This window comes from Embleya sp. NPDC008237 (assembly GCF_042956465.1).
Classification (GTDB): domain Bacteria; phylum Actinomycetota; class Actinomycetes; order Streptomycetales; family Streptomycetaceae; genus Embleya.
Genome location: NZ_JBIBGL010000007.1, coordinates 57184 through 80316, shown reverse-complemented (window position 1 = coordinate 80316; position 23133 = coordinate 57184). Strand labels below are relative to the sequence as shown.

Below are 23133 nucleotides of genomic sequence, written 5' to 3'. Positions count from 1 at the left end.
CTCGGCCCTTTACCCACCGGCCACTGCGAGCACACGTGCGAATGCCGCTAGGCTCTGCCCGTCGTGCACGGAATAGGACGCGATCCGCGTCACCGAAAGCGCAAGACCGGAAAGTGCGAATCATCGGGAAAATGACGTACTTGACAAGCGGAATACTCGACTCCGTATCCCTGCCTCGCTCCACCCCGGCGGCAACGACCTGGTGGTGGACGACCTGAACATCACTCGGAAACTCGTCCTGCTCGTCGCCGTGCCGCTCACCGTGATGGTGGGCTCCGCGGGACTCGCCGTGTCCACCACGACCGGCGAGGCCCTCGATGCGAACCGCCTGCGTTCGTTGACCAAGGTCTCCGCCGAGGCCGGTGAACTCGCGCACCGCCTGCAGAGCGAACGCGCCGCCGCTGCCGCGGTGCTGTGGCCGGAGGCCGACAAGGGCGCGCTGGTCACGTACCACCAGCGCACCGCCGCGACGGACGAGAGCGCCACGCGCTACCGCAAGCTGCGCAAGGACCTGGGCTCGATCCCCGGCAACACCAAGGAACGACTGCGCAGGCTGGACGCGGGTCTGACCGACCTGACCGCACTGCGCGAGCAGGTCCAGGCACCCAAGGGCACCTCGCTGACCGCCGTCGTCTTCCGCTACCGCATCCTGATCGCGGACGCGCTCGACTACCGCGACAGCGTGGCCCAGGCCGGTGGCGCAGGCGCGGACAACTCGGACCGCCTGCGTGCCGCCGCCGCGCTCTCGCACGCCACGGAGTGGCTGGGGCAACAACAGACGGCGGTCCTGCGCGCCTTGGCGTCCAGCCGGATCTCGCCGTCCCAACAGCAGGACATCCTGGCCACCCGGACCGGCTACGACGAAAGCGAGACGTCCTTCGAGTCGCTCGCCGACGAGGAGTGGCTGGGCTGGCTGGAACTCGCCCAGACCGGCCCGGAGATCCTGGCCGTGCACCAACTGGAAGACGCCGTCTCCCGGGCCAAGGTCGACACGCCCATCGTGATCAGTCAGGACGTGTGGACCAAGGCGACCGCGGACCGGATCGCCCGGATCAGCGACGTCGAACGACGTGTGGACGCATCGGTGCTGTCCTCGGTCAGCGACGAACGCGACGACCGCCGCTGGTGGGCGATCGGGCAGGCCGCCGCGGTGCTGCTCGCGCTGGCCGCCGCGGTACTCCTGGTGCTGCGCCTGGGTCGACCGATGACCCGCGAACTGCTGCGTCTTCGCGACACCGCACACGAGGTGGCCTACACCGGCCTGCCGGACGCGGTGGCCAAGCTCCAGCAGGGCCGCTCGCTCGACGGCGCGACCGCCGACGAGATCGCCGAACGCGCGGGCACCCCGATCGAGGTACGCGGCAAGGACGAGATCGCCGAGGTGGGCTCGGCGTTCAACACCGTCTTCACCGCCGCGGTGCGGATCGCCGCCGAACAGGCGGTCCTGCGCGCCGGTATCGCCACCGTGCTGGTCGCCCTCGCGCGCCGCAACCAGCGGCTCACCGACGGCCTGGTCAAGGTCCTCGACGAGGCCGAGGCGCACGAGCACGACCCGGACCGGCTCAAGCGGCTGTACTCGCTCGACCACCTGGTCCAGCGCATGGGCCGCAACAACACCAGCCTGCTGGTGCTCGGCGGCGAGGGCACCGCCCGCGTGCGCGAGGACGCGCTGCTCCTGGACGTCGCACGCGCGGCGATCGGCCGCATCGAACGGTTCACCCGGGTGGACCCCGGCGCGGTGGACCCGCGCATCCTGATCGCCGGGCGGGCCCGCGACGATGTCGCGCACCTGCTCGCCGAACTGCTGGACAACGCGACCAAGTTCAGCCGTCCCGAGACCTGGGTGGTACTCCAGGCGAACCGGCGCGGCGACGGCGCGGTGCTCACCATCACCGACTCCGGCGTGGGCATCACCCCGGAGCGGCTGGCCGCGTTCAACGAACGCCTCGCCTCGCCCGCCCAATTGGACGTGCACGCGGTGCGCGCGATGGGTCTGACCGTGGCCGGCCACCTGGCCACGCGCTACGGCATCACGATCACCCTGAGCCAGGGGGCGCAGGGCGGCACGGTCGCCGAGGTGGGCCTGCCCGAGGACATCGTGGTCTTCCGCGATCGCCCGGGCCGACACCGCGGTGTGCCCAAGCCCGAGGTCACTCCCCTGCCCGCCTCCGGTCGGGTGCCGGACGTGGGAGTACGGGCCGGCGGCCACCCGGACCCGGGCCCGTTCGAGCCGGTCGCGAACGTGTTCACGCCGACCCGCCCCCAGCCGGTCAGCGACGCGGCTGCCCCGGGACCGCGCGAGCCCGCACCCTCGGGACTGCGCTTCACCGGTACGCGGCCACCCGCACCCGAGGCCCCGACGCCGCCCGCACTCGCCCCGATGGTCTCGGCCGAACCCGCCGTGCGCCCGGAGCAGCCGCAGGCGCCCGCGGCTCCGGCGCCGGACTCGGCACTGCCCACCCGCACCACGAACACGGGCCTGCCACTGCGGGTTCGCCGGGACACTCCCAGTGTGCACCCGGGCAGCCCTCCCGCTCCCGCCGCGCCGCTGGTCGGCTCGGCCGGGACGCCCGCCCGGGCGAACACCACGCCGGACCGTCGCGACGCCCGCCAGGTGTCCGCGGCGATGTCCGCCTTCGCGCAGGGCATCGGGCACAGCCGGGCCCGTCGCGCCCCCTCGCCCCGCCCCGGCGGCGGCGAACCGGATCACAAGGAGAGATCGTGACCCACCCCACCGCAGCCGATCTCAGCTGGCTGCTCAACGATTTCGCCACCCGGGTGCCCGAGGTACTGCATGCCGTCGCGGTCTCCGCGGACGGTCTCGTGGTGGCCAACACCAGCTCGCTGCCGCAGGACCGCGCCGACCAGCTCGGCGCGGTCGCCTCCGGCCTGGTCAGCCTGCTGGCGGGCGCCGCGCGCCTGTTCGGCACCGACCCGGTGGCGAGCAACCTGACCGAAATGAACGGCGCGTTCATGTTCTCCATGCAGGTCAGCGACGGCGCCTCGCTGTTGGTGCTGGCCTCGCGCGAGTGCGACATCGGCCAGGTCTCGTTCGAGATGGCCGAGCTGATCAACCAGGTCGGCCCGGCCCTGACCCCTGCCGCCCGCGAGCGCTTCCTGCACGTGCAGCGCGGCGCGTTGGGCTGACCGATACACCCACGCGTCCCTCCCGACGCGGCCCACTCGACCGCTCGACGCTGTACCCGTCACAACCCTGGAGCACGTCATGACCCCGGCAAGTCACATATCCCGACGCTCGTTCCGCGTCACCTCCGCCGGCCTGCTCGCCGGTGCGCTCGCGTTCACCGCCGCGTGCAGCGGCAGCGCGGCGGACGACAAGAAGGGCGGATCGTCCTCCGGCACGGTCAAGATCGGCCTGACGATCCCGCTGACCGGTGTCTACGCCGCGCTCGGTCCGGACCTGCAGAACGGCTTCCAGACCTACCTGGACCAGCACGGCGGCAAGCTGGGCGGGCACAAGGTCGAGCTCGTGATCACCGACGAGGGCGACGGCCCGCAGACCTCGGTACCCTCGGTCACCAAGCTGATCAAGCAGGACAAGGTCACCGCCGTGGTCGGGCTGACCAACGCGGCCACGGTGGCGGCCAACGTGCAGGTCGTGAACGACAACAAGGTGCCGATGATCGGCGCGGTCGGTCGTCCCGGCAAGATCGACAAGCCGGACTACGTCTGGCACACCAGCTACCTCTCCGAGGAGCCGGGTGTGGCGGCTGCGCCGTACATCAAGGAGAACGTGCCCGGCACGGTCTACGCGATCGGCCCGGAGTACCAGGGTGGTTTCGACCAGCTCCGCGGCTTCACCGAGACGTTCGACAAGCTCGGCGGCAAGCTGGCGAACCCGGACGGCAAGACCAAGTGGACGCCGTTCCCGGCCACCACCAACTTCCAGCCGTACTTCACCGAGATCAAGAACTCGGGCGCCAAGGCGGTCTACACGTTCTACGCGGGCACCGCCGCGGTGAACTTCGTCAAGCAGTACAAGCAGTCCGACGTCAAGGACATCCCGCTGTACGCCGCGGGCTTCCTGACCGAGGGTGCGGTACTCGGGGCCGAGGGCGACGCGGCCAAGGGCGTGTTCACCTCGCTCAACTACACGCCCACCCTGGACATCCCGGCGAACCGCTCGTTCGTCGCGGCCTACCAGGGCAAGTACAACGCGCTGCCGACGATGATGTCGGCGACCATGTACGACGCGGCCGCCGTGCTGGACAAGGCGATCGCCGCCGCGGGTGACAAGGTCACCCCGGAGGCGGTCAACGCCGCGATCGCCAAGACCGGCAAGGTCGACAGCCCGCGCGGCTCGTGGGAGTTCAACCCGACCACGCACGCGCCGGTGCAGAAGTGGTACCTGCGTGAGGTCCGGCAGGACGGCACCGCGCTGAGCAACGTCATGGTCCGCGAACTCGGCACGCTCGGCTAGCGGCGGCTTCGGAGCGAAAGGGAGCGTGCCGTGGGCTGGTTCGACGACAATTTCATCCCGGCCCTGGACGGTGTGGCCTACGGGCTGCTGCTGTTCGTCGTGGCCGCGGGCCTGACTCTGGCCTTCGGCTCGGGCGGAGTCCTCAACCTCGCGCACGGCACGCTCTACGCGTTCGCCGCCTACACCGCGACCGCGGTGGCCGACGGGTCCTGGGTGGGCCTGGCACTGGCGGTGCTCGCGGGCATCGGGGCGGGCGCGGCCGGCGGCGGGGTGCTGGCGGCGCTGACCGCGCCGATCGCCGACCGAGGGCATATGGCGCAGGCGATGCTGACCTTCGGCGTCGCCCTGGTCGGCAGCGATCTGCTGACCACCACGTTCGGCAAGGACGACCCCCAGGTCCCGGTGCCCGGCGCACTGGAGAAGCCGGTGTCGATCCTGGGCCACAACTACCCGGGCTACCGGCTCGCGTTCATCGTGGTCGCGATCGCGCTCGGGCTCGGCGGCTGGTACGTGCTGGCCCGCACCCGAATCGGCGCGGCCGTGCGCGCGTCGGTGGACGACCCCGAGATGCTCGCGGCCGGCGGCATCTCGCCGGCCCGGGTACGCACCGGCGTGCTGGTCGCCGCAGGCGCCCTGGCCGGCCTCGCGGGCGGCCTGGGCGCGCCGATCATCGGCCCGTCCACCTCGGTGGCCAACACCGTGTTGTTGCAGTCCCTGCTGGTCGTGGTGATCGGCGGGTTGGGCTCGGTCGGCGGCGCACTGCTCGCCGCGATCCTGGTCGGCGAGGTGCAGACGCTCGGCGTGACGCTGCTGCCCGACCTCGCGCCGTATCTGCTGTTCGCCACGATGGCCGTGATGCTGATCGCGCGCACCGCGCGCTTCGGCCCGACGGGGAGCCGAGTATGACCACCCTCGCCCTGCGCGCACGTACCGCGCTGCACTCGCCGCGTGCGCGCGTGGTGGGCCGAGTCCTGGCCGTCGCCGCGATCGTGTGGCTGTTCGCGGCGCCGTACCTGGTCGGCCTGTTCACCCTCATCCTGCTGTCCCAGGCGTTGTCCCTGGGCGTGCTCGCGGCCAGCGTCGCGGTGCTCGGCGGCGGCGCCGGGCTGCCCTCGCTCGGCCAGGTCGCGCCGTACGCGGTGGGCGGCTACACGGCGGCGATCCTGGCCGAACACGGCATGCGGATCGGCGTCGTGCACACCCTGGTCGCGGCCGCCGCGGGTGCCCTGTTCAACGCGCTCACCGCGCCGATCGTGGTGCGCGCGCGCGGCGTCACGGTGCTGATGATCACCCTGGCCGTCGGCGAGTTGGTGCGCACCGCGGCGGAGAAGTGGAAGTCGGTCACCGGCGGCACCGACGGCAAGTCGGGCGTGCCGCCGATCCAGCCGTTCTGGGGCATGGGCGACCTCGTCGACGACGTGGACACCTACTGGTACGTGCTGATCACCACGCTCGTGGTGATCGGGCTCACCGCGCTGGTGCTGCGCTCGCCGGCCGCGCTGCTGCTGGACGGTGCGCGCGAGAACGAGACCCGGATGCGCGCGACCGGTCACCCGGTGACCCGTTACCTCTCGATCACCTACGTCGGGGTCGGCGCCCTCGCCGGCGTCGCGGGCGCGCTGCTGATCTCGGTGCAGCGCTACATCTCGCCCTCGCACATCGGCTTCGACACCTCCTCGCTGGTGCTGCTCGCGGTGGTCATCGGCGGTGGCGCGTCGCTGGTCGGCGCGATGATCGGCGCGGGGCTGATCGTGTTCACTCGGGACTGGCTCTCCGGACCCTGGCCCGGGCACGGTCCGCTGCTGCTCGGCGTGCTGTTCCTGATCGCGGTGTACACGCTGCCGGGCGGCCTGGTCGGCCTGACGGCGGGCGGTCCACGGGCGGCGTGGCGGGCCCTGGGTCGGGCCATCCGACCGGCGGACGAAACGGAGAAGCCGGAGAAGGCGGAAACGCCGGAGGAAGCGGAAACGCCGGAGAAGGCGGAGAAGGCGGAGAAGGACGCGCCCGATCCGGATGCCGCGCCCGAAGCGGATGCCGCGCCCGACCCGGATGCGCTGCTCACCGTCACCGGTCTGACCCGCCGGTACGGCGCGTTGGCGGCCGTGGACGGGCTGGACCTGACCGTGCGCCGCGGCGCCCGACACGCGCTGCTGGGCCCCAACGGCGCGGGCAAGTCGACCGTGCTCGGCATGATCGCGGGCGCGATCCCGGTGACGTCCGGCAGCATCGTGTTCGCCGGCCGCGACATCACCGGACTGGCCCCGGCCCGCCGCTCCCGGATCGGCATCGCGCGCGCGTTCCAGCAACCCGCCGTGGTGCCCTCCCTCTCCGTCCTGGACAACGTGACCCTGGCCGCCTGGCGGCATGCCGAGGTCACCGGCACGGCCTGGCGACCGGACCGCTACCGGGCCCTGGCCGGCGAGGCCGCGACCCATCTGGAGACGGTCGGCCTGACCGACCGCGCCGACGAGATCGCCGGCGAACTCTCGCACGGGTCACGGCGGTTGCTCGACATCGCAATGGCGCTCGCCGGACATCCGAAGCTGCTGCTGCTGGACGAGCCGGCCGCCGGTCTGACCGACACCGACATCGAGCGCCTGGCCGCCGTCCTCAAGGCGCTGCCGGCCGAGGTGACCATGGTGCTGGTCGAGCACAACTTCGCGCTGGTGCGCGAGGTCACCGACACCGTCACGGTGCTGGCGTCCGGACAACTGCTGGCCACCGGCACGCCGGACGAGATCGCGGCGGACCAGGCGGTGCGCGACACGTATCTGGGCGCGTCCGAGCCCGAGCACCAGGAAGTGGGCTGAATCGTGCTGGAGATCGGCGAACTGACGGCGGGTTACCAGGGCGGCTCGGTGCTGCACGGCGTCGACCTGAGCATCCCCGAGGGCACGGTGCACGCGCTCCTGGGCGCCAACGGGGCGGGCAAGTCCACCCTCATCCATTCCGTCGCGGGGCTGCTCAAGCCCTCGGGCGGACGGGTCGAGCTGGCCGGCACCGACCTCACCGGGCGCCCCGCGCACCGGGTCTCGGTAGCGGGCATCGGCCTGGTGCCGCAGGGCCGTCGGGTGTTCGCGAGCCTGACCGTGGCCGAGCATCTGAAACTGGCCCATCGCAAGCACGCCGCGTGGACTCCCGGCCGGGTGTTGGAACTGCTGCCCCGACTGGGTGAGCGGGCCGGCAACCGGGGGTCTCAACTCTCCGGCGGCGAACAGCAGATGCTCGCCATCGCCCGGGCCCTGCTCGGCGGTCCGCGGTTGATCCTGCTGGACGAGCCGACCGAGGGGTTGTCCCCGGTGATCGCCGAGCAGATCCGCGGACTGATCACCACCCTCGCCGACGAGGGCCTGACCATCCTGATCGCCGCTCCCCAACTGGGCTTCGTCCAGGGCATCGCGGACCATCTGACGGTGCTGTCCACCGGCCGCGTCACCGCACGGCTGACCGCGGCCGAGGCCGCCGCCGACCCGGCCCCGATCCTGGCCGCCCTGGCCCCGGGCGTGGCCACCGTCGGCTGAGCCCTGCCCGGCCGGGGCGCGGATCCCGTCCGCGCCCCGGCGCCGGTCGGCCGTGGGCCGATCGGCGCCCGTCGAGGCCGGACGGGGTCACGGGTCCACGCGTCGGATCTCCAGCGTCGTCCAGGCGCCCACGTGCACCCGGTCGCCGTCCTTGAGGTGCACCGGGTCGCGGCGGACCCGGTCGTAGCCCGCGTTGATGGTGGTCCCGTTGGCCGAGCCCAGGTCCATCACCTCCCACGTGCCGTCCCCACAGCGCAGCAACATCGCATGCCGACGGGAGACGCCCGGATCATCGAGCGGGATCTCCGGCGGGGCCGAACTCGCGCCGGAGTTGCCCCGGCCGATCCGCATCGACTCGCCGGTCAACCGCAGCGTCCGCGGCTCCTGCTCGTGCGGGAAGCGCATGCTGTGCGCGTCCGGGCCGTCCCATTCGAGCACCCGCAGGAAGTAGTCGTGGTCGGGCACCACCCGCGCCGACCACACCGTGCCGGGCGGCTTCTCCGGGTCCCCTGAAGGCGGCGGCTTCACCGGCTCCTGCCGCTTTACCGGGAGCACCGGATCCCCCACCGGATTCTCGTGCCCGCAGCCCTCGCAGAACTGGTCGTCCGGGGTGTACTCGGTCGCGCAGAACCGACACGTCAGCACAACTTCGTCCGGCGGCCTGTGGGGGCCGGGCCCGTCGGAGTCGTGGGGCAAGTCCACATCGGTGGGTATCGTGCGCCCACACTCGTCGCAGTAGTCCGCGGCGGTGGACGGATGGCCTACCGGGCAGATGTGCATGAGCGGACCTCCTTCCTCTTCCGTACCCAACTCCGGGCGTGTGCCGAACCGATGCCGCGTGCGGCACCGGACAGGATCAGCCCTCGCGCGGCGGCCCCACCCGGGCCGTCTTGTGCGACTCGATGTCGATGATCATGATGTCTTCCTCGTTGTTGCGCAGCCTGCTCGTCCCGTCGGCCTCGATCTCCACCACGCGGCCGAGCAGGCGCGCGGTGTGCTCGTCGCCCGCCTCGTTGGCCAGCTGCAGTGCCTGGACCAGCCGTGCGGTCGCGGCAACCTCGTCCCCGCCCTCGCGAAGCTCCAAGCCCTCCCGGACGGCCTCGGCCAGCTTCGCCCGGCCGGTGACCTGGGCCACCTCCGGATTGATCCGGGTGGAGAGTTCCTCGTCGTCGGTCCACTGCGCGAACACGCCGGCCTTGGCCAACTCCAGGCCGCCGGCGCCGTCCGGAAGCACCACCGAGATCTGGCACGGACGGCGCTTGCCGCCCGGGTTGACCTCGTCCGGCTCGACCTCCAGGCACACGTGGTAGTGCTTGCTCTCGCCACCCCACGAACCGGTGGGGTAGTCGCCGACGTTGGGTCCGACCTCGGTCCGCCGCGCGGTCAGGTCGTCGATCACCGGGTAGGTCTGCTTGACGTACTTCACCCGGGCGTTGCTGATCGTGCGCACCCGCAGCGCCACGTCGGCCACCGCCTTGCCCATCGCGTTCTCCATCATCTTGGTGAAGTCGGCGACCAGGTCCGCCGGTTCGCGCACCAAGCCGATGTCGCCCAGTAGCGCGGTGGAGATCTTGCGCACCTCGTCCACCCGCCAGTCCAGGCCGATGCCCCGACAGTCGCAGACGAACACGCCCTCGCAGTAGGCGATCGCCTCGGCCAGGTCCTGCTCGCGCTCGCTCTCGTTCTTGCCGTCCGTGAGCAGGATCGCGTGCCGGATCGCATCCGAGTGCGGCTCCAGGAGACGGCGGGCCATCAGCAGCCACTGCCCCATCGCGGTGCCGCCGCGCGCGCGGAGTTTGTCCACCTCGCGCTTGGCCTCCTTGCGGGTGCGCTCGTCGGCGGCGACCAGACCCTCCTCGAACGGGTACACCATCGACGCCATGCCGGTGCCGGAGACCACCGCGAACAGCGTGCCGTCGCGCAGCGTGTCGATCGCGGCCTTGGTGGCCTGCTTGGCGGCCTTGAGCTTGGTGGACGGGAAGTCCATCGAACCCGAGCTGTCGACCATGATCACCTCGGCGCCGCGGGTGCTGCCGCGCGCACCGGTCGGCGCTCCGGAGGCCTGGATGTGCGCGACGGCGTGCACCTCGTGACCTCCCATCGGGAGGTAGGGGTTCTGGTTGACCTCGATGGTGAATTCGGGGGCGCCTGACATGAATCCGACTCCTTCGTTTCCGGGTCAGTCGTGGTCGGGTCCGCGCACCGGATCCCCGGGCGGGTTGAACGGGATCAGCGCGACGGTGATGTTGTCCGCGCCACCGTGGTCGAGCGCGAAGCCGGTGAGCAGACGCGCGGCGGCCAACGGCTGCTCGAGCGCGCCCGGCAGCACCATCGCCGCCAGCGTCGGCGCGACCGAGAGGTAGTTCCACAATCCGTCGCTGCACAACAGCAGGGCCCCGGGCCCGGTCGGCCGCAGGCTGGTCACCCTGGGCCGCACCTCGCCCGCGTCGGCGCCCAGCCAGGACACGATCGCGTGCGCACGCCGGTCCGCGTACGCCTCGGCTTCGGTCATCGCGCCGAGTGCGATCATCCGGGTCGCCCAGGAGTCGTCCTCGGTCAGCAGCGCGGAGGGGGTGCGCCGGACCGCGTCCGCGCCCTCGTCGGGCTCGTACGGCTCGCCGACCGCCCCACGAGGCAGCGTGCTCGCACCGGGCAGCGTGTCGTCGCCGTCCGCGGGGTCGTCCGCCCCGCCTGCCGGGTCGGCCAGCCAGTAGGCGCGGCTGTCGCCGACCCAGCCCACGGTGATCTCACCGGGTGTCATGATCGCCGAGACCAGGGTGCACGCGGGCGCGTTGCCCCCGTCCTCGGCGCCGGGCATCCGGGCCACCGCGCTCGCGGCGGCGGCCACCCCCGCGCTGGTCGCCTTGGCCGGTGCGCACCCCTCGATCAAGGTGGCGGCCATCGTCGCGCACGCGGTCTCGGCCGCGGTCGCGGACGCCTCGTCGGGTCGCGGCGAGGAGGACACCCCGTCGCACACCACCGCGACCACATGGTCGCTGCCGTCCGGCATCCGCAACACCCGCAGCGCGGCGGAGTCCTCGTTGCGGCGGTGCCGCAGGCCACGGTTGCTGACCATGGCCACCAGGCCGCCCAGGTCGCTCTCCACGTGATCGCGCGGGTTGAACGGCCGCCCGCACGCGTCGCACCACCCGTCCGAGCCGATCGTGGCGGTGCCGCACGCGGAACACACCGGGCCGTGCCCACTGGGCGCCACGACCCGCCGCGGCGGCGGGCGTTCGGCCACCGGCGGCACCGGGATGTCCAGGTCGTAACCACAGGACTCGCAGTACCGGTCGTCCGCGTCACCGGCGAGTCCACACGACGGACACGCCGCGCCCGCGGCCGTCGGCGGCTCGGGCGGGGCGATCTCGCTCCCGTCCGGGGCGCCTCCGGGCCCGGTCGCGTCCAGTCGTCCATATCCAGCCACTCTGATCACACCCACGTCCACGGTCGCACCTCGTTCGCCCGGTCGACGAGCGCGATGCGCTCCGCATGCGTCGTCACATGCCGGGCCAGATCGCGGTAACACTTTTCCAGGGCGAACCGCAGAGGCTTTTCCTTCAACTCGCTGCCGAGCACCTTGGCGGTTCCACCCAGGTCCCCGGTGCCCGAATTCCCACCCGTCGAGCCCGCCTTGACCCACTCCAGCGCCGTCTCCAGGAGTTCGACGGCGAGTCGATCGTGCGCCTCCCCCTCCAGGCGCAGCGCGCCGAGCCGATCGGAGGCCGCGGTCAGGTCGGGGCCCAACGCCTCGCCCGCGCCGCGCCCGCTGATCCGGGTGCGCAGCGCCGCGGTCTGCGCCGCGACATGGTTGGCCGAGGTGTCCGGCACGGTCTCCAGGGTGCGCACCGCGCCCGCCCGGTCGCCGGTGGCCAGTTGGCACCGGGCCAGTCCGAAGGCCGCCGCGACGTAGGCGCGGTCGGTGGCCCACACACCGCGATACTCGGCGGCGGCCTCGTTGTGCCGGCCCATCAACTCGCGGCACGCGCCGAGCGCGATCCGCGGCGCGGGCTCGCCGGGCAGCGCGCCGCGCACCCCGTCGAAGCACTCGTGGGCGCGGTCGAGGTCGTGCTCCGACAGGGCGGCCAGGCCCTCGAACCAGGGCAGCCGCCAGTCGTCGGCGTCCAGGTCGGCGAGGAACGCCCGGGCGCGCACCACGTCGCCCTGTTCGATGCACATCCGGACCAGCCGCAGCGTGCCCTCCGGCGAGGAAATGCCCGCGGCGGTGAGCGCGGAGAGCAGTTCGTCGGGGTCGGTGGTGGCGACGGTGGCCAGCAGGTTGGCGGCCGGGTCGGCGGCGTCCACCCGGGGCACCGGCAGCGCGCCGGCGATCACCGCCGGATCGGGCGCGGGTGCCAGCAGGCCCGGTTCGGTGTTGCGGGCGGCCACCTCGGCGTGCACGACCCGGGTCTCCGGGCCGAACAGGCCGGACACCCCCGGTCGCGGTTCGCCGGTGCGGATCGCCACCACCTCGCGCAGCACCGCGACGCACTGTTCGGCCATGTCCGCCGCGGAGGCGAAGCGCAGACTCGGATCGGGGTGCGTGGCACGCAGCAACAGCCGGTGGTACGACTCGAATTCGGTGAACAGCGGCACCTCGGACGGGGGCGGCAGGGCGGCCTTGTACTTGCGGGTGTACCCGGCGAAGTAGAAGCTGAGCACCGCCATCGTGCGGCCGATCGTGAACAGGTCCGATTCCACCGAGGGTTCGGCCCGTACGGTCTCGATCTCGGGTGCCTGGTAGCCGACCGTGCCGTAGGTGAACTTGCCCGGCCGGGCCAGGTCGGTCACCGCGCCGAGGTCGATCAGCTTGAGCTGGTCCTCGGTCTGGATCACGTTGTCCGGCTTGAAGTCGCAGTAGACCAGGTTCTGTTGGTGCAGGTAGCCGAACGCGGGCAGGATGTCGATGGCGTAGGCCAGCACCTGCTCGACGGGCAGTACGGCCTTGGGGTCGCTTTCGCGCATCGACTTGAGCCGGTCCATCAGCGACAGGCCGCCGACGTACTCCATCACCAGGTAGGTCTCGTCCTGGCCGGTGAGCGGGTCCGGGTGCTGCACGACGGTCTGGATGTGCACGATGTTGGCGTGCTGGATCTGGGTGAGGATGCGCTGCTCGGCCAGGGCCGCGGCGCGCGAGTCGGCATCGTCGCTGCCGAGCAGGCCCTTGAGCACGACCCACATGTTGTGCGCGGCGGTGTCCTGTGCGAGGTAGACCCAGCCGAAGCCGCCGCGGGCGAGACAGCCGATGATCCGGTACTGGCCGACCATGTCGTCGCGCTGGAGCTTGGGCGCGAACGAGAACGGTGTCCGGTCGCGCGGGCAGAACCCGTTCGCGACACCGGGCCGGCCGCCGCGACCGCGTCCGACCGGCTGGTCGCACTTGCGGCAGAAGCGCTTCTCCTCGGGGATCACCGGATTGCGGGCGAGCGCGGTCTCCGGGTTGCGGCGCGGCACGTTCGGCATCTCGACCAGACCGCCGCCGAGTCGCCGGCTGGTGCCGGTGCTGCCGGAGCGGCGCGAGCTGCGCCCGGAGGCGCTGCGCGCGGACGAGGAGCCCGCGGTGCCCGCCGTACCGGACACACCGGATCGGCCGCTCCGGTGCGGCTCGGACGCGGCCGGCACCGGGGCGCCGGCACCGAGCGGCTCCTGGCCGCATTCGGTGCAGTACCCGTCGTCGATCTCGCCCGGGCAAGGCGGACGATTGCACTTGGTCATCTCTGTTCCCCCTTGTCGTCCGCACGATCCTTGCGGTGCGCGGCGATCACCGCCTCCTGATAGCGGGTCACCACCCGTACCGCCACCTCTAGTTCACACGGTGCTCGCCACAACAACTCCTTGGCGTGGCTGTACAGCGACTCCAGCACGGCTTCCTCGCCGTGTCCGCCGCGCGCGGCCATCGCCCGGTAGGACTGCACCAGGCCGCGCAGTTCGTCGCGCCGGGCAAGCGGCGCCTCGATGTGCCCGCGCGTGGCCGCCAGTCGGTCCCTGGCGCCCTCGGCGTCGTTCTCCAGGGTGCTCAGCTCGCGCGAGACGCGTACCCAGTCGCCCTCGCCGCCGAGCACGGTGACCGCGGCCAACCGTTCCTTCAGCGTGGCCGCCCGCAGCGGTACCTCGGGCACCCGCTTGTCGCTGATCCGACCCAGGACGTGTGCACGCCGTCGGATGGTGTCGCCCTCCTGGTAGGTCAACTCGTCCAGCACTGCCGCGAGTCGGCGGATACGCTCGTCGAAGCGGCCGCGGACGACGAGCAGGTGCCGCACCGCGTCGGTGACCCGGCTCAGCTCCGCCTCGACGGCGGGCACGTCCACGGTGCCGATCCGACGCTCGTCCCCGGCGGTCAGCGCCAGCGGATCGCCCGCCACCAGGGTACGGGCCGTTTCCAGCAGGCGGCGGATCCGGTCCAACGCGGCGGTCTGTTCGGGCACCGCGTCCGGGCCGCCGAGTTCGGCGATCCGGGCCTCGGCGGCATCGATGCCCGCGTCCACCCGGTCCAGCGTGGGCACCAGGCGCGTCCACACCGCGTCGGCGGCCTCGACGATCGCGGTCACCTCGCTCCACGCCGGTGCCATGTCCACGACCAGCTCGGCCAGGCTCATCCGGCGCACGTGCATCGCCGGATCGGTCAGCCCTCGTCGGCCGATCGGCACGTCCCGCGCGGCCAGTTCGGCGGACTGTCCCAGCAGCAGGAAGGAGAGCTCCTCCAACTCGGCCCGCTGCGGCTTGCTCCGGCGCCCGCGCAGCCCGCGCACCCGGTCCAGGACCGCGCCGTACGCCTCGCGGTGTCCCCACAGCAGCGAGATCGCCCGACGGCCGCCCTCCCACTGCTCGGCGGTGCGTCCGGTCAGCGTGGCGCCTTCCAGGAGTTGTCGGCCCGGGTGGTTCTCCAACTCCATCAGGCCGGCGGTGATCCCGTCGTACTCGGCCTCGTGACGAGCCGTCAGTTCGTCGATCTCGTCGCGGCCGAGCACGCGGGGGGCTCGGTTCACGCGCTGTCCCGATATGCGGCGGGAGGAGGCTCGGGCACCTCGGACGACAGTGAGTCGCCCAGGTAGTCCCGGTACAGCTGCTTCCACCGGCCGTTCTGGCGCAGCCGCTCCAGCACCGCGTTGACGAATCGGACGAAGTCGGCACGGTCCTTGGCGATCGCCATGCCGTACGGCTCGAGCGTGAGGTTGGGCCCGACCACGACGGTGAAGATGCGATCCTGCGCCTGCAGGCCGGCCAGGATCGTGTCGTCGGTGGTGATCGCGTCCGCCTGGCCCTGTTGGAGCAGCACCAGACAGCCCGCCCACGTGTCGCTCTCGACCACCTTCGTCTGCGGCGCCTCGGCACGCAGCAGGCCGATCGAGGTGGAACCGGGCACCGAGCACACCCGCATGCCGCGCGGCAGCGCCGCCAGGCCGCCGGCGTAGTCGGCGCGGTCGGCGACGCCGTCCCGTTGCACCAACAACCGCTGGCCGGCCGTGAAGTAGACCGAGGAGAACTCCACGCTCTGCCGGCGCTGACAGTTGATCGTCATGGTCTCGGCGATGATGTCCACGTCGCCGCGCGCGATCGCGATCGTGCGGTCCTCGTTGCGCACGACCCGGAACTGGATCCGGTTGGGGCCGGCGTCGCCGAAGATCGCCTTGGCCACCTCGCGCAGCAGGTCGATGTCGAAGCCGCGGAGCGCGTTGGTCCGCGGGTCCACGAAGCCGAACGGGAAGCTGCTCTGGTCGATGCCGGCGATCAGGAAGCCGCGCCTGCGGAGCGTGTCCATGGTGCTGCCGGCGGGCAACGCGGTCGGCGCCGGCAGGGCGCCGTTCGGGCGCAGGCTCGCGGTGACGTTCGGGCAGGACTGATCGGGACCGGGGGCCGCCCGGGGCGCCGGTGGCGCGGCGGCGGGTCGGACCGGCTGCCGGGTGCTCTGCTCGCCCACCCCGGCGGCGCAGCCGGCGACGGTCAGTGCGAGGGCGCATACCGCTGCGGGCAGCGCGATGCGGATGGTCATGGCCGGTTGTACCTCCCGACCTCACGACGGACTCCGTCCACGGTCGCGGCGGCGGCGAGCAGTGCCAGGACGCCCAGGCCGACGTCGAGGTTGTGCAGCGCATCGCGGCCCGAGGCCACCGAGTTCTCGAAGTCCTTCTGGTCCTTGGCGACCGCGGCGCGCAACGCCTCGTCGATCCGGGTGAAGGCCACCCCCGAGGCGCCGTCGGCCTTGGTCACCCGGGCGACGGCCTGCTCGAACTCGCCGTTCTTGTAGAGGGTGGCGACGTCCGCGTGGGCCTTCCTCCAGTCGCCGGCGGCGGCCTGCGCGGCCTTGACCCGCTCCCGGGTGACCGGGTCCGCGGCGGCGGCCCGCTCGGCCAGGGCCAACATGCCGACCACCGCGGGTCGACCGTTGTCGGCCGGGACGCCGGCCAGCCGACCGAACACGTCCTTGAAGTCGTCCTCGTACTGACCGTTGTCGCTGCCGCGCATGACCAGGGTCAGGCTCTCGTCGCCGTGTGCCTGCAGGGCCAGGAAGCGGGCCTGGGCGAGCGTCTCGACCGGTCCCCATCCGTCGCTGCGGCTGCGGTCGAGGTCGCTGCGCGAGGAGTCGGTGCCCACCCACAACCACCCGATGGACACCAGCGTGGCCAGACCGGCGATCGCCAGGCCGATGTTGATCCGGCGGTGCGTGCGCCGCGCGAAGAACCACAGGGCGGCGCCGAAGGACGCCAGGCTGACCAGGAGCAGGGCCAGCGGCACCCACGGGGTCGAGGCGGCGTCGCGGTGGTCGTCGGCCAGGCGCTTCTCGGCCATCTCGTGCAGCGCGGTGGCGGCGGGCAGGATCTTGGCGCGCATCACGTTCTTGGAGGCGGAGCGCAGGTACGCGGCGCCGACCGTGTTGCCCTGCCGGGTCTCGGCGCGGGCGCGCTCGACCAGCCGGGCGTACTCGGGCAATTGCACACCGATCACGGTGAGTTGTTCGGCCACCTTGCCGGAGGCACCCGCGGCGGTCGCCTGGATCAGGGTGCTCGACGCGGTGTCGATCGCCTGCTGGTAGCGCCGCCGCACGTCCGCCGACTCGACGCCGCCTTCGAGCAGCCCGGCCGCGGCGGTCGCGTCGGCATCGGCGAGGGCCCCATAGATCTCCTGGGTCTTGACGCCGAGCGGTTCGCTGCCGGTGGCCACCGCCTTGGCCGCGTCCGCGCGCTGCCCCACCGCCAGCACCGCGAACAGGCCCGCCAGCAAACTGATCAGCACCAGCACCACGCCGGTGGTGAGCATCAGGCCCGGGGTCGTGCCACCGACCCGCACGAGTCGGCGCACGGATATGTTCCGGGATCGAAACAGCCCGTTCGAACGGCCTGTGCCCCGTGCGGGCACTCCCGGGCCCGGTGCCTGCGAAATCGGAACGGCTGCCGCCAACGCTCTGCCTCCCCCACCTGTCGCGTGTGCCCCTTGTCGGTCCCCCGACCCACGTCCGCCGACCGTCGATGTGCCCGGCGAACGGCCCTACCCCGAAGTTATCGCGAGCGTGTGGCGGCTCCCGATGGTCTTCCCTCGTTCTCCCCGCAAGGACCCTCGGGCCAGGACATTACCGCTGCCCGGGCCCGGGACGGTCGCGGCACCGTGTCAGTTCGGTGCCGGCGGTGCCGGCCGGGTGTGCGCGGGATATCAGCGGGTGGATCGAGGCTGATGTGCAACGGACGACGAACAGACGTCGCCGCCGACGACGAACACCCGACGGGGAGCAACCCGATGACTTACGCGATCGAGACCGAGGGCCTGGTCAAGCGGTACGGCACGACCACCGCGTTGGCCGGGGTCGATCTACAGGCCGAGACCGGTACCGTGCTGGGCCTGCTGGGCCCCAACGGTGCGGGCAAGACCACCATGGTCCGCGCGCTGGCCACGTTGATCACGCCGGACGCGGGCGTCGCCCGGGTGGGTGGGTTCGACACGGTCCGGCAGGCGCACGAGGTGCGCGGGCTGATCGGGTTGACCGGGCAGTACGCGTCGGTGGACGAGGAGATGACCGGTTTCGAGAATCTGCTCCTGCTCGGCCGGCTGTTGAACCTGTCCCGCGGCGAAGCGAAGGCGCGGGCCCGCGAATTGCTCGCCCGCTTCGAGCTGACCGAGGCCGGCGGCCGGACACCGGACACCTATTCGGGCGGTATGCGTCGTCGCCTCGACCTGGCCGCCTCGCTCGTCGGACGTCCCGCGTTCCTCTACCTGGACGAGCCGACCACCGGACTCGACCCGCGCAGTCGGGGCGACGTGTGGCAGATGGTGCGCGAGCTGGTCCGCGACGAGGGCGTGACCGTGCTGCTGACCACGCAGTATCTGGACGAGGCCGATCATCTGGCGAGCGACATCGTGGTGATCGACCACGGCCGGGTGATCGCACAAGGCACCTCGGACCAGCTCAAGGCCCAGGTCGGCGGTCAGAGTCTGGAGGTCCGTCCGGCCGACCCGGCCCGAACGCCCGATGTGGTCGCGTTGCTGCGCGAACTCACCGGTCGGGAGCCGATCGTGGAGAGCGAGCGCGGTCAGGTCACCGTGGCGGTCTCGGACGAGGACCTGTTGCCGATCGTGGTCCGCCGACTCGACGAGGCGGGTATCCGGGCCACCGAGTTCGCGCTGCGCCTGCCCAGCCTGGACGAGGTGTTCATGACCGTCACCGGGCACCGCAGCCAGGATTCGACCGAGCGCGACGAAGGGTCGGCCGACCGGAAGAAGGCGGCATGAACGACCTCCCGGATCTGTACGGCACCCGGGTGCTGCCGCTGCTCGCCGTCCTCCTGCTGACCATCTCCCACCTGGCCCTCGTCCTAGGAGCCTCCCGATGACCACCACCACCGTCCGTCCCACCGAGGGCACGCCCACGCGCAAGCCCGGCCCGGCCGCTCACGTGCCGCACCGCAACGACGCGAGCGCGCTGGTGCGGCACACGCTCACCCTCACCTGGCGCAGCCTGGTGAAATTGAAGAAGCAGGGCGAACAACTGATCGACCTGACGCTTCAGCCCATCCTGTTCCTCGTGATGTTCGTGTACCTCTTCGGCGGTGCGATCGAGGGCAGCACGCACGACTACCTGCAGTTCGTGCTGCCGGGCGTCCTGGTGCAGACCGTGGTGTTCGCCTCGGTGGGCACCGGCGTCGGCCTGTGCACCGACATGTCCACGGGTGTGTTCGACCGTTTCCGCAGTCTGCCGATATCGCGGATCGCACCGCTTGCCGGCACCGTGCTCGGTGACGTGCTGCGTTTCCTGGTGGCCGTCGGGTCGGTGTTCGTGTTCGGCACGATCATCGGCTTCCGATTCCAGACCAACGTGTTCGCGGTGGCCGCCGCGGTCGGTCTGGTGCTGCTGTTCGCGTTCGCCTTCTGCTGGGTCGTGGCGCTGCTCGGAGTGACCATGAAGCAGCCGCGCAGCGTACAGGGCGTCTCGTTCCTGATGATGTTTCCGCTGACCTTCGGCTCGAACCTGTTCGCCAAGACCTCGACGATGCCGGGGTGGCTGCAGGCGTGGGTCAAGGTCAACCCGATCACCGAGGTGACCAACGCCTCGCGCGGGCTGCTCACCGGCGGGCCGGTGGCCCATCACGCGACCGTGGCGGTGATCTGGGCGTTCGCTCTGATGCTGGTCTTCATCCCGCTGACCCTGCGGCAGTACAACCGCCGGGTCTGACGCCCGATGCCCGCCCGCGTCGAGCGGGCTTCGGGTCGCCCGCTCGCAAGTCGCCCGGACCGCCCCGGCACCTCACGGTGTCGGGGCCGCGGGCGGTTCCGGCTTGATCAGCTCGATCGCCTCGGCCAGGCTCAACGCCGAGCCGATCGCCCTGACCCGGGCGAACTCCTCGGCGCCCATCTGCGTTTCGAGTTCGCGACGGACCCGGTCGGCGTCGATGTCGCCCAGATCGGGGTGGCCGCGCACCACCTGCGCCGCGCCCAGCAATATCGCCGCGCGTTCGAACTCGCCGACGGCCAGGGCCAGTGCGGCGAAGCCCTCGACACACAAGCCGAGCACCGGCATGTCCTGACCCTCCATCGCGTACGGGACCGCCGCCTCGAAGTGCAACCGGGCGGTATCGAGGTCACCGCGCCCACACGCGACGTGCGCGCGGCCGATGTGCAGGCTTCCGGTCAGCTGCGGGGGCAGCAGCCGCGCATTCGGCAACGCCGCGAAAGCGCTCTCGTAGCGGCGTTCGGCCTCGTCGAAATCGCCGACGAAGCGCGCCAGTTCGCCGAGCCCGAGTTCGCCGAACAGGTGCGACAACGGCGTCACGTGCGTCTCGACGCGCTGGTTGAGATCGACCATCACCTGCCGGGCGCGGTCGATGTCGCCGGCCCGGGCGTGGATCATGCCCCGCCGGAGCATGAGTTGCGGGATCTCGTCCTCCGCCTGAAGCTCGCGCAACAGTTCCAGCGCCTCGTCCACGGCGGCCAACGCGCCGTCGAAGTCGGAGATGAACATCAACAGTTCGGCCAGTCCCGAGATCGCGGAGGCGCGTCCCCAGCGGTCACCCATGGCGTTGAAGCGGTCCCGGGCGTCGGTCAGGAAGCTGACCGCTTCCTCCGGGTGACCGAGATTGACCGCGAAATGCCCGCGCATCAGCCGGGCCATCGCCTGGGTCCACTCGTCGCCGAGCGCGTCGGCCTCGATCAGCGACTCGCTCAGTGCCGCGTTGTCCTGACGCACCACCGCGGCCAGCATCTCGACGAACACCGGCAGCACCGGCTTCACATTTGCGCCCAGTCGCCGGATGATCAGCCGAGCCCGGGCGTAGGCGCGGACGGCGTCCCATCGTTCGCCGGCCGAGAAGGAGTGCAGCGCGTGGAAGGCGAGCGCGCCGGCGAGCTTGTCCAGCGGCACGGGGCCGGGAATCGCGAGGCCCTCGTGGCCCCACGCCTGTGCCTCGCCGTGGTTGCCGCGCATCGCCCAGAACCAGGACAGCGCGTCGATCAGCCGGACCGCCAGTTCCGCGTCCTTGTGGTCCACCGCGTAGCGCAGCACCACCGCCAGGTTGTCGTGCTCGGCGGCGAGCCGGTTGATCGCGTCGATCTGCCCGGGCCCGCGCAGCCGGGCGTCCGCCTCCTCCGCGTAGCGGGTGAACCACTGCGCGTGCCGGCCGGCGGTCGCCTGCGTCTCGCCCGCGTCGGCCAGCCGCTCGCTCGCATACGCCTGGATCGTCTCCAGCAACCGGTAGCGGGTCTCGGTGGTGCCGATCACGTCCACCAGCGACTTGTCCACCAGTCCGGCCAGCAGGTCCAGCACGTCGGCCGCGGCGAAGTCCACCCCGGGCAGCACCGCCTCGGCGGCCTCCAGCGTGGTGCCGCCGGCAAACACCGACAGCCTGCGCAGCGCGACCCGCTCACGCTTTTCCAGCAGGTCCCAGCTCCACTCCACGACCGCGCGCAGTGTCTGGTGTCGCGGCAGCGCGGTCCGACTCCCGCCGGTCAGCAACCGGAACCGGTCGTCCAGCCGGCAGGCGATCTGGGTGGGGGTGAGCGAGCGGGTGCGGGCGGCGGCGAGTTCGATGGCGAGCGGTTGTCCGTCCAGACGCCGGCAGATCTCGGCGACCGCGCCGATCGTGTCGGCGTCGATCACCAGGCCCGGGCGGACCGCGCGGGCTCGATCGGCGAACAACCGCACCGACGCGTAGGCCATGCCCTCGGCCGCGCCGACGCCCACCGGCGGCAGCGCGAGTGGGCCCAGCGGGCACAACATCTCGCCGTCGATGCCCAGCGGTTCGCGGCTGGTGGCCAGGATCCGCAGGGCGGGCGTGCGGGCGAGCAACCGGCCGGCGAGGGCCGCCGCGGCGGCGATCAGGTGCTCGCAGTTGTCCAGGATCAACACGCTGGGTCGACCGGCGAGCAGTTCGACGATCCGGTCCACGATGTCCCGACCGGAGCCGGGCACGTGCGTGTCCAGCAGTCCCACCTCACGCCGCCCGAGTGCGGTCAGCACCGCCTGCGGGAGATCCAACGGGTCGAGTACGGGCGCGAGTTCGACGAACCAGACGCCGCCGTCCACGCCTTCGCCACGAGCCGCGATCCGGGCGCCGGTCTCGGTGCTCAGCCGGGTCTTGCCCGCCCCGCCCGGACCCACCACGGTGACCAGGCGCGACTCGTCGAGCAGTCGGTCGACCCGGACCACCTCGTCCTCGCGCCCGACGAAGGTGGTCAGCCGCGCGGGCAGGTTGCCCGGCGCCGGGCGGGTGGCGGCCGAGACCCGGTCGGCGGACGGCGCGGCCGGGGTCGCCGGGCGCGGATCGCCGCCGCGCAGCACCGCGAGGTAGGCGGCCTCCAGCTCCGGCGAGGGGTCGATACCCAGTTCGTCCGCAAGCCGCTCGCGCAGGTCCTGATAAAGCGTCAGCGCATCGGCCCGGCGGCCCTCTTCGTGCAGCGTGCGGATCAGCAGTGCGGACAACCGCTCGCGCAGCGGGTGCTCCCGGGTCAGCTGTTCCAGCTCGGCGGCCAGGCCCCGGCTGCGGCCGAGCGTCAGTTGAGCCTGGGCCCGGTCCTCGATCGCGCCGAGCCGCTGCTCGGCCAGCCGGGCGGCGGGACCGATCGCGAACGAGGCGTCGGCGGCGTCGGCCAGCGCCGGGCCCCGCCACAGCGCGAGCGCACGGCCCAGGGTCTCGGCGGCGCCCGCCGGGTCGCGCTCGCCCAGCTGCCGACGACCGCGGACGGCGAGCGTGCCGAACACGTGCGCGTCCACGTCCTCGGGCCGGATGCGGAGCAGGTAGCCGGCCGGTCCCGAGTCGAGTTCGACGGGCAACTGCCGGCGCAGCCGGGAGATCAACGACTGCAACGCATTGCCCGCCCCCGCGGGTGGCTCGTCGCCCCACACGGCCGCGATCAGCCGATCCGCGGAGACCGGCCTGCCGGGGTCCAGCGCAAGCCGGATCAGCAGCGCACGCAGTCGCGCGCCGCCGATCGTCACGGATCGACCTTCGTCGTCCCACGCCTGGAGTGGGCCAAGCACCGAGATCTGCACCCCACCACTCTTCCACCCCGATGCGCTGCCGGAGCGAGCCGCAGCAGCGCACGGAGTGAAGTAGGGGGTCGGCGACGGAGAGTTGCGCTTTGGGAGCGCCCCGGGGCACGGGAACCCGGGACGATCATCGGGAGAATTCACTCTTTCGTGGGATTGATTCCCACTCTTGGGAGTGAGGAGCGCGAACAATCAACCGTTCG

General features: G+C 71.9%; 16 protein-coding genes. 8 read left to right on the top strand and 8 right to left on the bottom strand.

The window, feature by feature from the left end:
- Positions 1–205: 205 nt before the first annotated feature.
- The 6 genes from ACFZBU_RS19295 to ACFZBU_RS19270 all read left to right on the top strand — a co-directional run bounded on the left by ACFZBU_RS19295 (position 206) and on the right by ACFZBU_RS19270 (position 7962).
- The gene (locus tag ACFZBU_RS19295; RefSeq protein WP_391584816.1) at positions 206–2725 is read left to right on the top strand and encodes a nitrate- and nitrite sensing domain-containing protein; all 2520 of its coding nucleotides are present in this window, start codon (positions 206–208) and stop codon (positions 2723–2725) included.
- A complete protein-coding gene (locus ACFZBU_RS19290; protein WP_360314312.1) occupies positions 2722–3147 on the top strand; it encodes a roadblock/LC7 domain-containing protein in 426 nt (141 codons plus the stop codon). The genes ACFZBU_RS19295 and ACFZBU_RS19290 overlap by 4 nt, the downstream gene beginning before the upstream one ends.
- Positions 3148–3226: 79 nt before the next feature.
- On the top strand, positions 3227–4441 hold the full coding sequence (locus tag ACFZBU_RS19285; RefSeq protein ID WP_391584815.1) for an ABC transporter substrate-binding protein: 1215 nt from the start codon (positions 3227–3229) through the stop codon (positions 4439–4441).
- A gap of 30 nt (positions 4442–4471) precedes the next feature.
- Positions 4472–5347: a branched-chain amino acid ABC transporter permease gene (locus ACFZBU_RS19280; protein ID WP_391584814.1), complete on the top strand. Its 876-nt coding sequence runs from the start codon at positions 4472–4474 to the stop codon at positions 5345–5347.
- On the top strand, positions 5344–7251 hold the full coding sequence (locus ACFZBU_RS19275) for an ATP-binding cassette domain-containing protein (protein ID WP_391584813.1): 1908 nt from the start codon (positions 5344–5346) through the stop codon (positions 7249–7251). The genes ACFZBU_RS19280 and ACFZBU_RS19275 overlap by 4 nt, the downstream gene beginning before the upstream one ends.
- 3 nt (positions 7252–7254) lie before the next feature.
- Positions 7255–7962: an ABC transporter ATP-binding protein gene (locus tag ACFZBU_RS19270; protein WP_391584812.1), complete on the top strand. Its 708-nt coding sequence runs from the start codon at positions 7255–7257 to the stop codon at positions 7960–7962.
- A gap of 87 nt (positions 7963–8049) precedes the next feature.
- On the opposite strand, the gene ACFZBU_RS19265 is transcribed toward ACFZBU_RS19270, so the two are convergent.
- The 7 genes from ACFZBU_RS19265 to ACFZBU_RS19235 all read right to left on the bottom strand — a co-directional run bounded on the left by ACFZBU_RS19265 (position 8050) and on the right by ACFZBU_RS19235 (position 17259).
- On the bottom strand, positions 8050–8742 hold the full coding sequence (locus ACFZBU_RS19265; RefSeq protein ID WP_391584811.1) for an FHA domain-containing protein: 693 nt from the start codon (positions 8740–8742) through the stop codon (positions 8050–8052).
- Between the two features lie 76 nt (positions 8743–8818).
- Positions 8819–10117 (bottom strand): VWA domain-containing protein, encoded by a 1299-nt coding sequence (locus ACFZBU_RS19260; protein WP_391584810.1) that lies wholly within the window; start codon positions 10115–10117, stop codon positions 8819–8821.
- A 24-nt stretch (positions 10118–10141) separates the two neighbouring features.
- Positions 10142–11404 (bottom strand): protein phosphatase 2C domain-containing protein, encoded by a 1263-nt coding sequence (locus ACFZBU_RS19255; protein ID WP_391584809.1) that lies wholly within the window; start codon positions 11402–11404, stop codon positions 10142–10144.
- Positions 11395–13677 (bottom strand): tetratricopeptide repeat protein, encoded by a 2283-nt coding sequence (locus tag ACFZBU_RS19250; protein WP_391584808.1) that lies wholly within the window; start codon positions 13675–13677, stop codon positions 11395–11397. The genes ACFZBU_RS19255 and ACFZBU_RS19250 overlap by 10 nt, the downstream gene beginning before the upstream one ends.
- A complete protein-coding gene (locus ACFZBU_RS19245; protein WP_391584807.1) occupies positions 13674–14948 on the bottom strand; it encodes a hypothetical protein in 1275 nt (424 codons plus the stop codon). Before ACFZBU_RS19245 ends, ACFZBU_RS19250 begins: the two co-directional genes overlap by 4 nt.
- Positions 14945–15952, bottom strand: a complete 1008-nt coding sequence (locus ACFZBU_RS19240; protein WP_391584806.1) for a glutamate ABC transporter substrate-binding protein — start codon at positions 15950–15952, stop codon at positions 14945–14947. The genes ACFZBU_RS19245 and ACFZBU_RS19240 overlap by 4 nt, the downstream gene beginning before the upstream one ends.
- Positions 15949–17259 carry a hypothetical protein gene (locus tag ACFZBU_RS19235; RefSeq protein ID WP_391584805.1) on the bottom strand — a complete coding sequence of 437 codons (1311 nt, stop codon included), beginning with the start codon at positions 17257–17259 and terminating at the stop codon, positions 15949–15951. The genes ACFZBU_RS19240 and ACFZBU_RS19235 overlap by 4 nt, the downstream gene beginning before the upstream one ends.
- A gap of 432 nt (positions 17260–17691) precedes the next feature.
- Between ACFZBU_RS19235 and ACFZBU_RS19230 the strand changes: the two genes are divergently transcribed.
- Both ACFZBU_RS19230 and ACFZBU_RS19225 read left to right on the top strand, forming a co-directional pair.
- Positions 17692–18681: an ATP-binding cassette domain-containing protein gene (locus ACFZBU_RS19230; RefSeq protein ID WP_391584804.1), complete on the top strand. Its 990-nt coding sequence runs from the start codon at positions 17692–17694 to the stop codon at positions 18679–18681.
- Between the two features lie 97 nt (positions 18682–18778).
- On the top strand, positions 18779–19621 hold the full coding sequence (locus ACFZBU_RS19225; protein ID WP_391584803.1) for an ABC transporter permease: 843 nt from the start codon (positions 18779–18781) through the stop codon (positions 19619–19621).
- Between the two features lie 72 nt (positions 19622–19693).
- Here ACFZBU_RS19225 and ACFZBU_RS19220 read toward each other — a convergent pair whose 3' ends face one another.
- Complete coding sequence (locus ACFZBU_RS19220; protein WP_391584802.1) at positions 19694–22879, bottom strand: BTAD domain-containing putative transcriptional regulator; 3186 nt, start codon at positions 22877–22879, stop codon at positions 19694–19696.
- Between the last annotated feature and the right edge of the window lie 254 nt (positions 22880–23133).

Excerpts from the sequence above, each read along its gene's own strand:
- ACFZBU_RS19250 (WP_391584808.1), bottom strand. The coding sequence starts at position 13,677 with ATGACCAAGTGCAATCGTCCGCCTTGCCCGGGCGAGATCGACGACGGG.
- ACFZBU_RS19260 (WP_391584810.1), bottom strand. The coding sequence starts at position 10,117 with ATGTCAGGCGCCCCCGAATTCACCATCGAGGTCAACCAGAACCCCTAC.
- ACFZBU_RS19285 (WP_391584815.1), top strand. The coding sequence starts at position 3,227 with ATGACCCCGGCAAGTCACATATCCCGACGCTCGTTCCGCGTCACCTCC.
- ACFZBU_RS19265 (WP_391584811.1), bottom strand. The coding sequence starts at position 8,742 with ATGCACATCTGCCCGGTAGGCCATCCGTCCACCGCCGCGGACTACTGC.
- ACFZBU_RS19275 (WP_391584813.1), top strand. The coding sequence starts at position 5,344 with ATGACCACCCTCGCCCTGCGCGCACGTACCGCGCTGCACTCGCCGCGT.
- ACFZBU_RS19230 (WP_391584804.1), top strand. The coding sequence starts at position 17,692 with ATGACTTACGCGATCGAGACCGAGGGCCTGGTCAAGCGGTACGGCACG.
- ACFZBU_RS19225 (WP_391584803.1), top strand. The coding sequence starts at position 18,779 with ATGACCACCACCACCGTCCGTCCCACCGAGGGCACGCCCACGCGCAAG.
- ACFZBU_RS19240 (WP_391584806.1), bottom strand. The coding sequence starts at position 15,952 with ATGACCATCCGCATCGCGCTGCCCGCAGCGGTATGCGCCCTCGCACTG.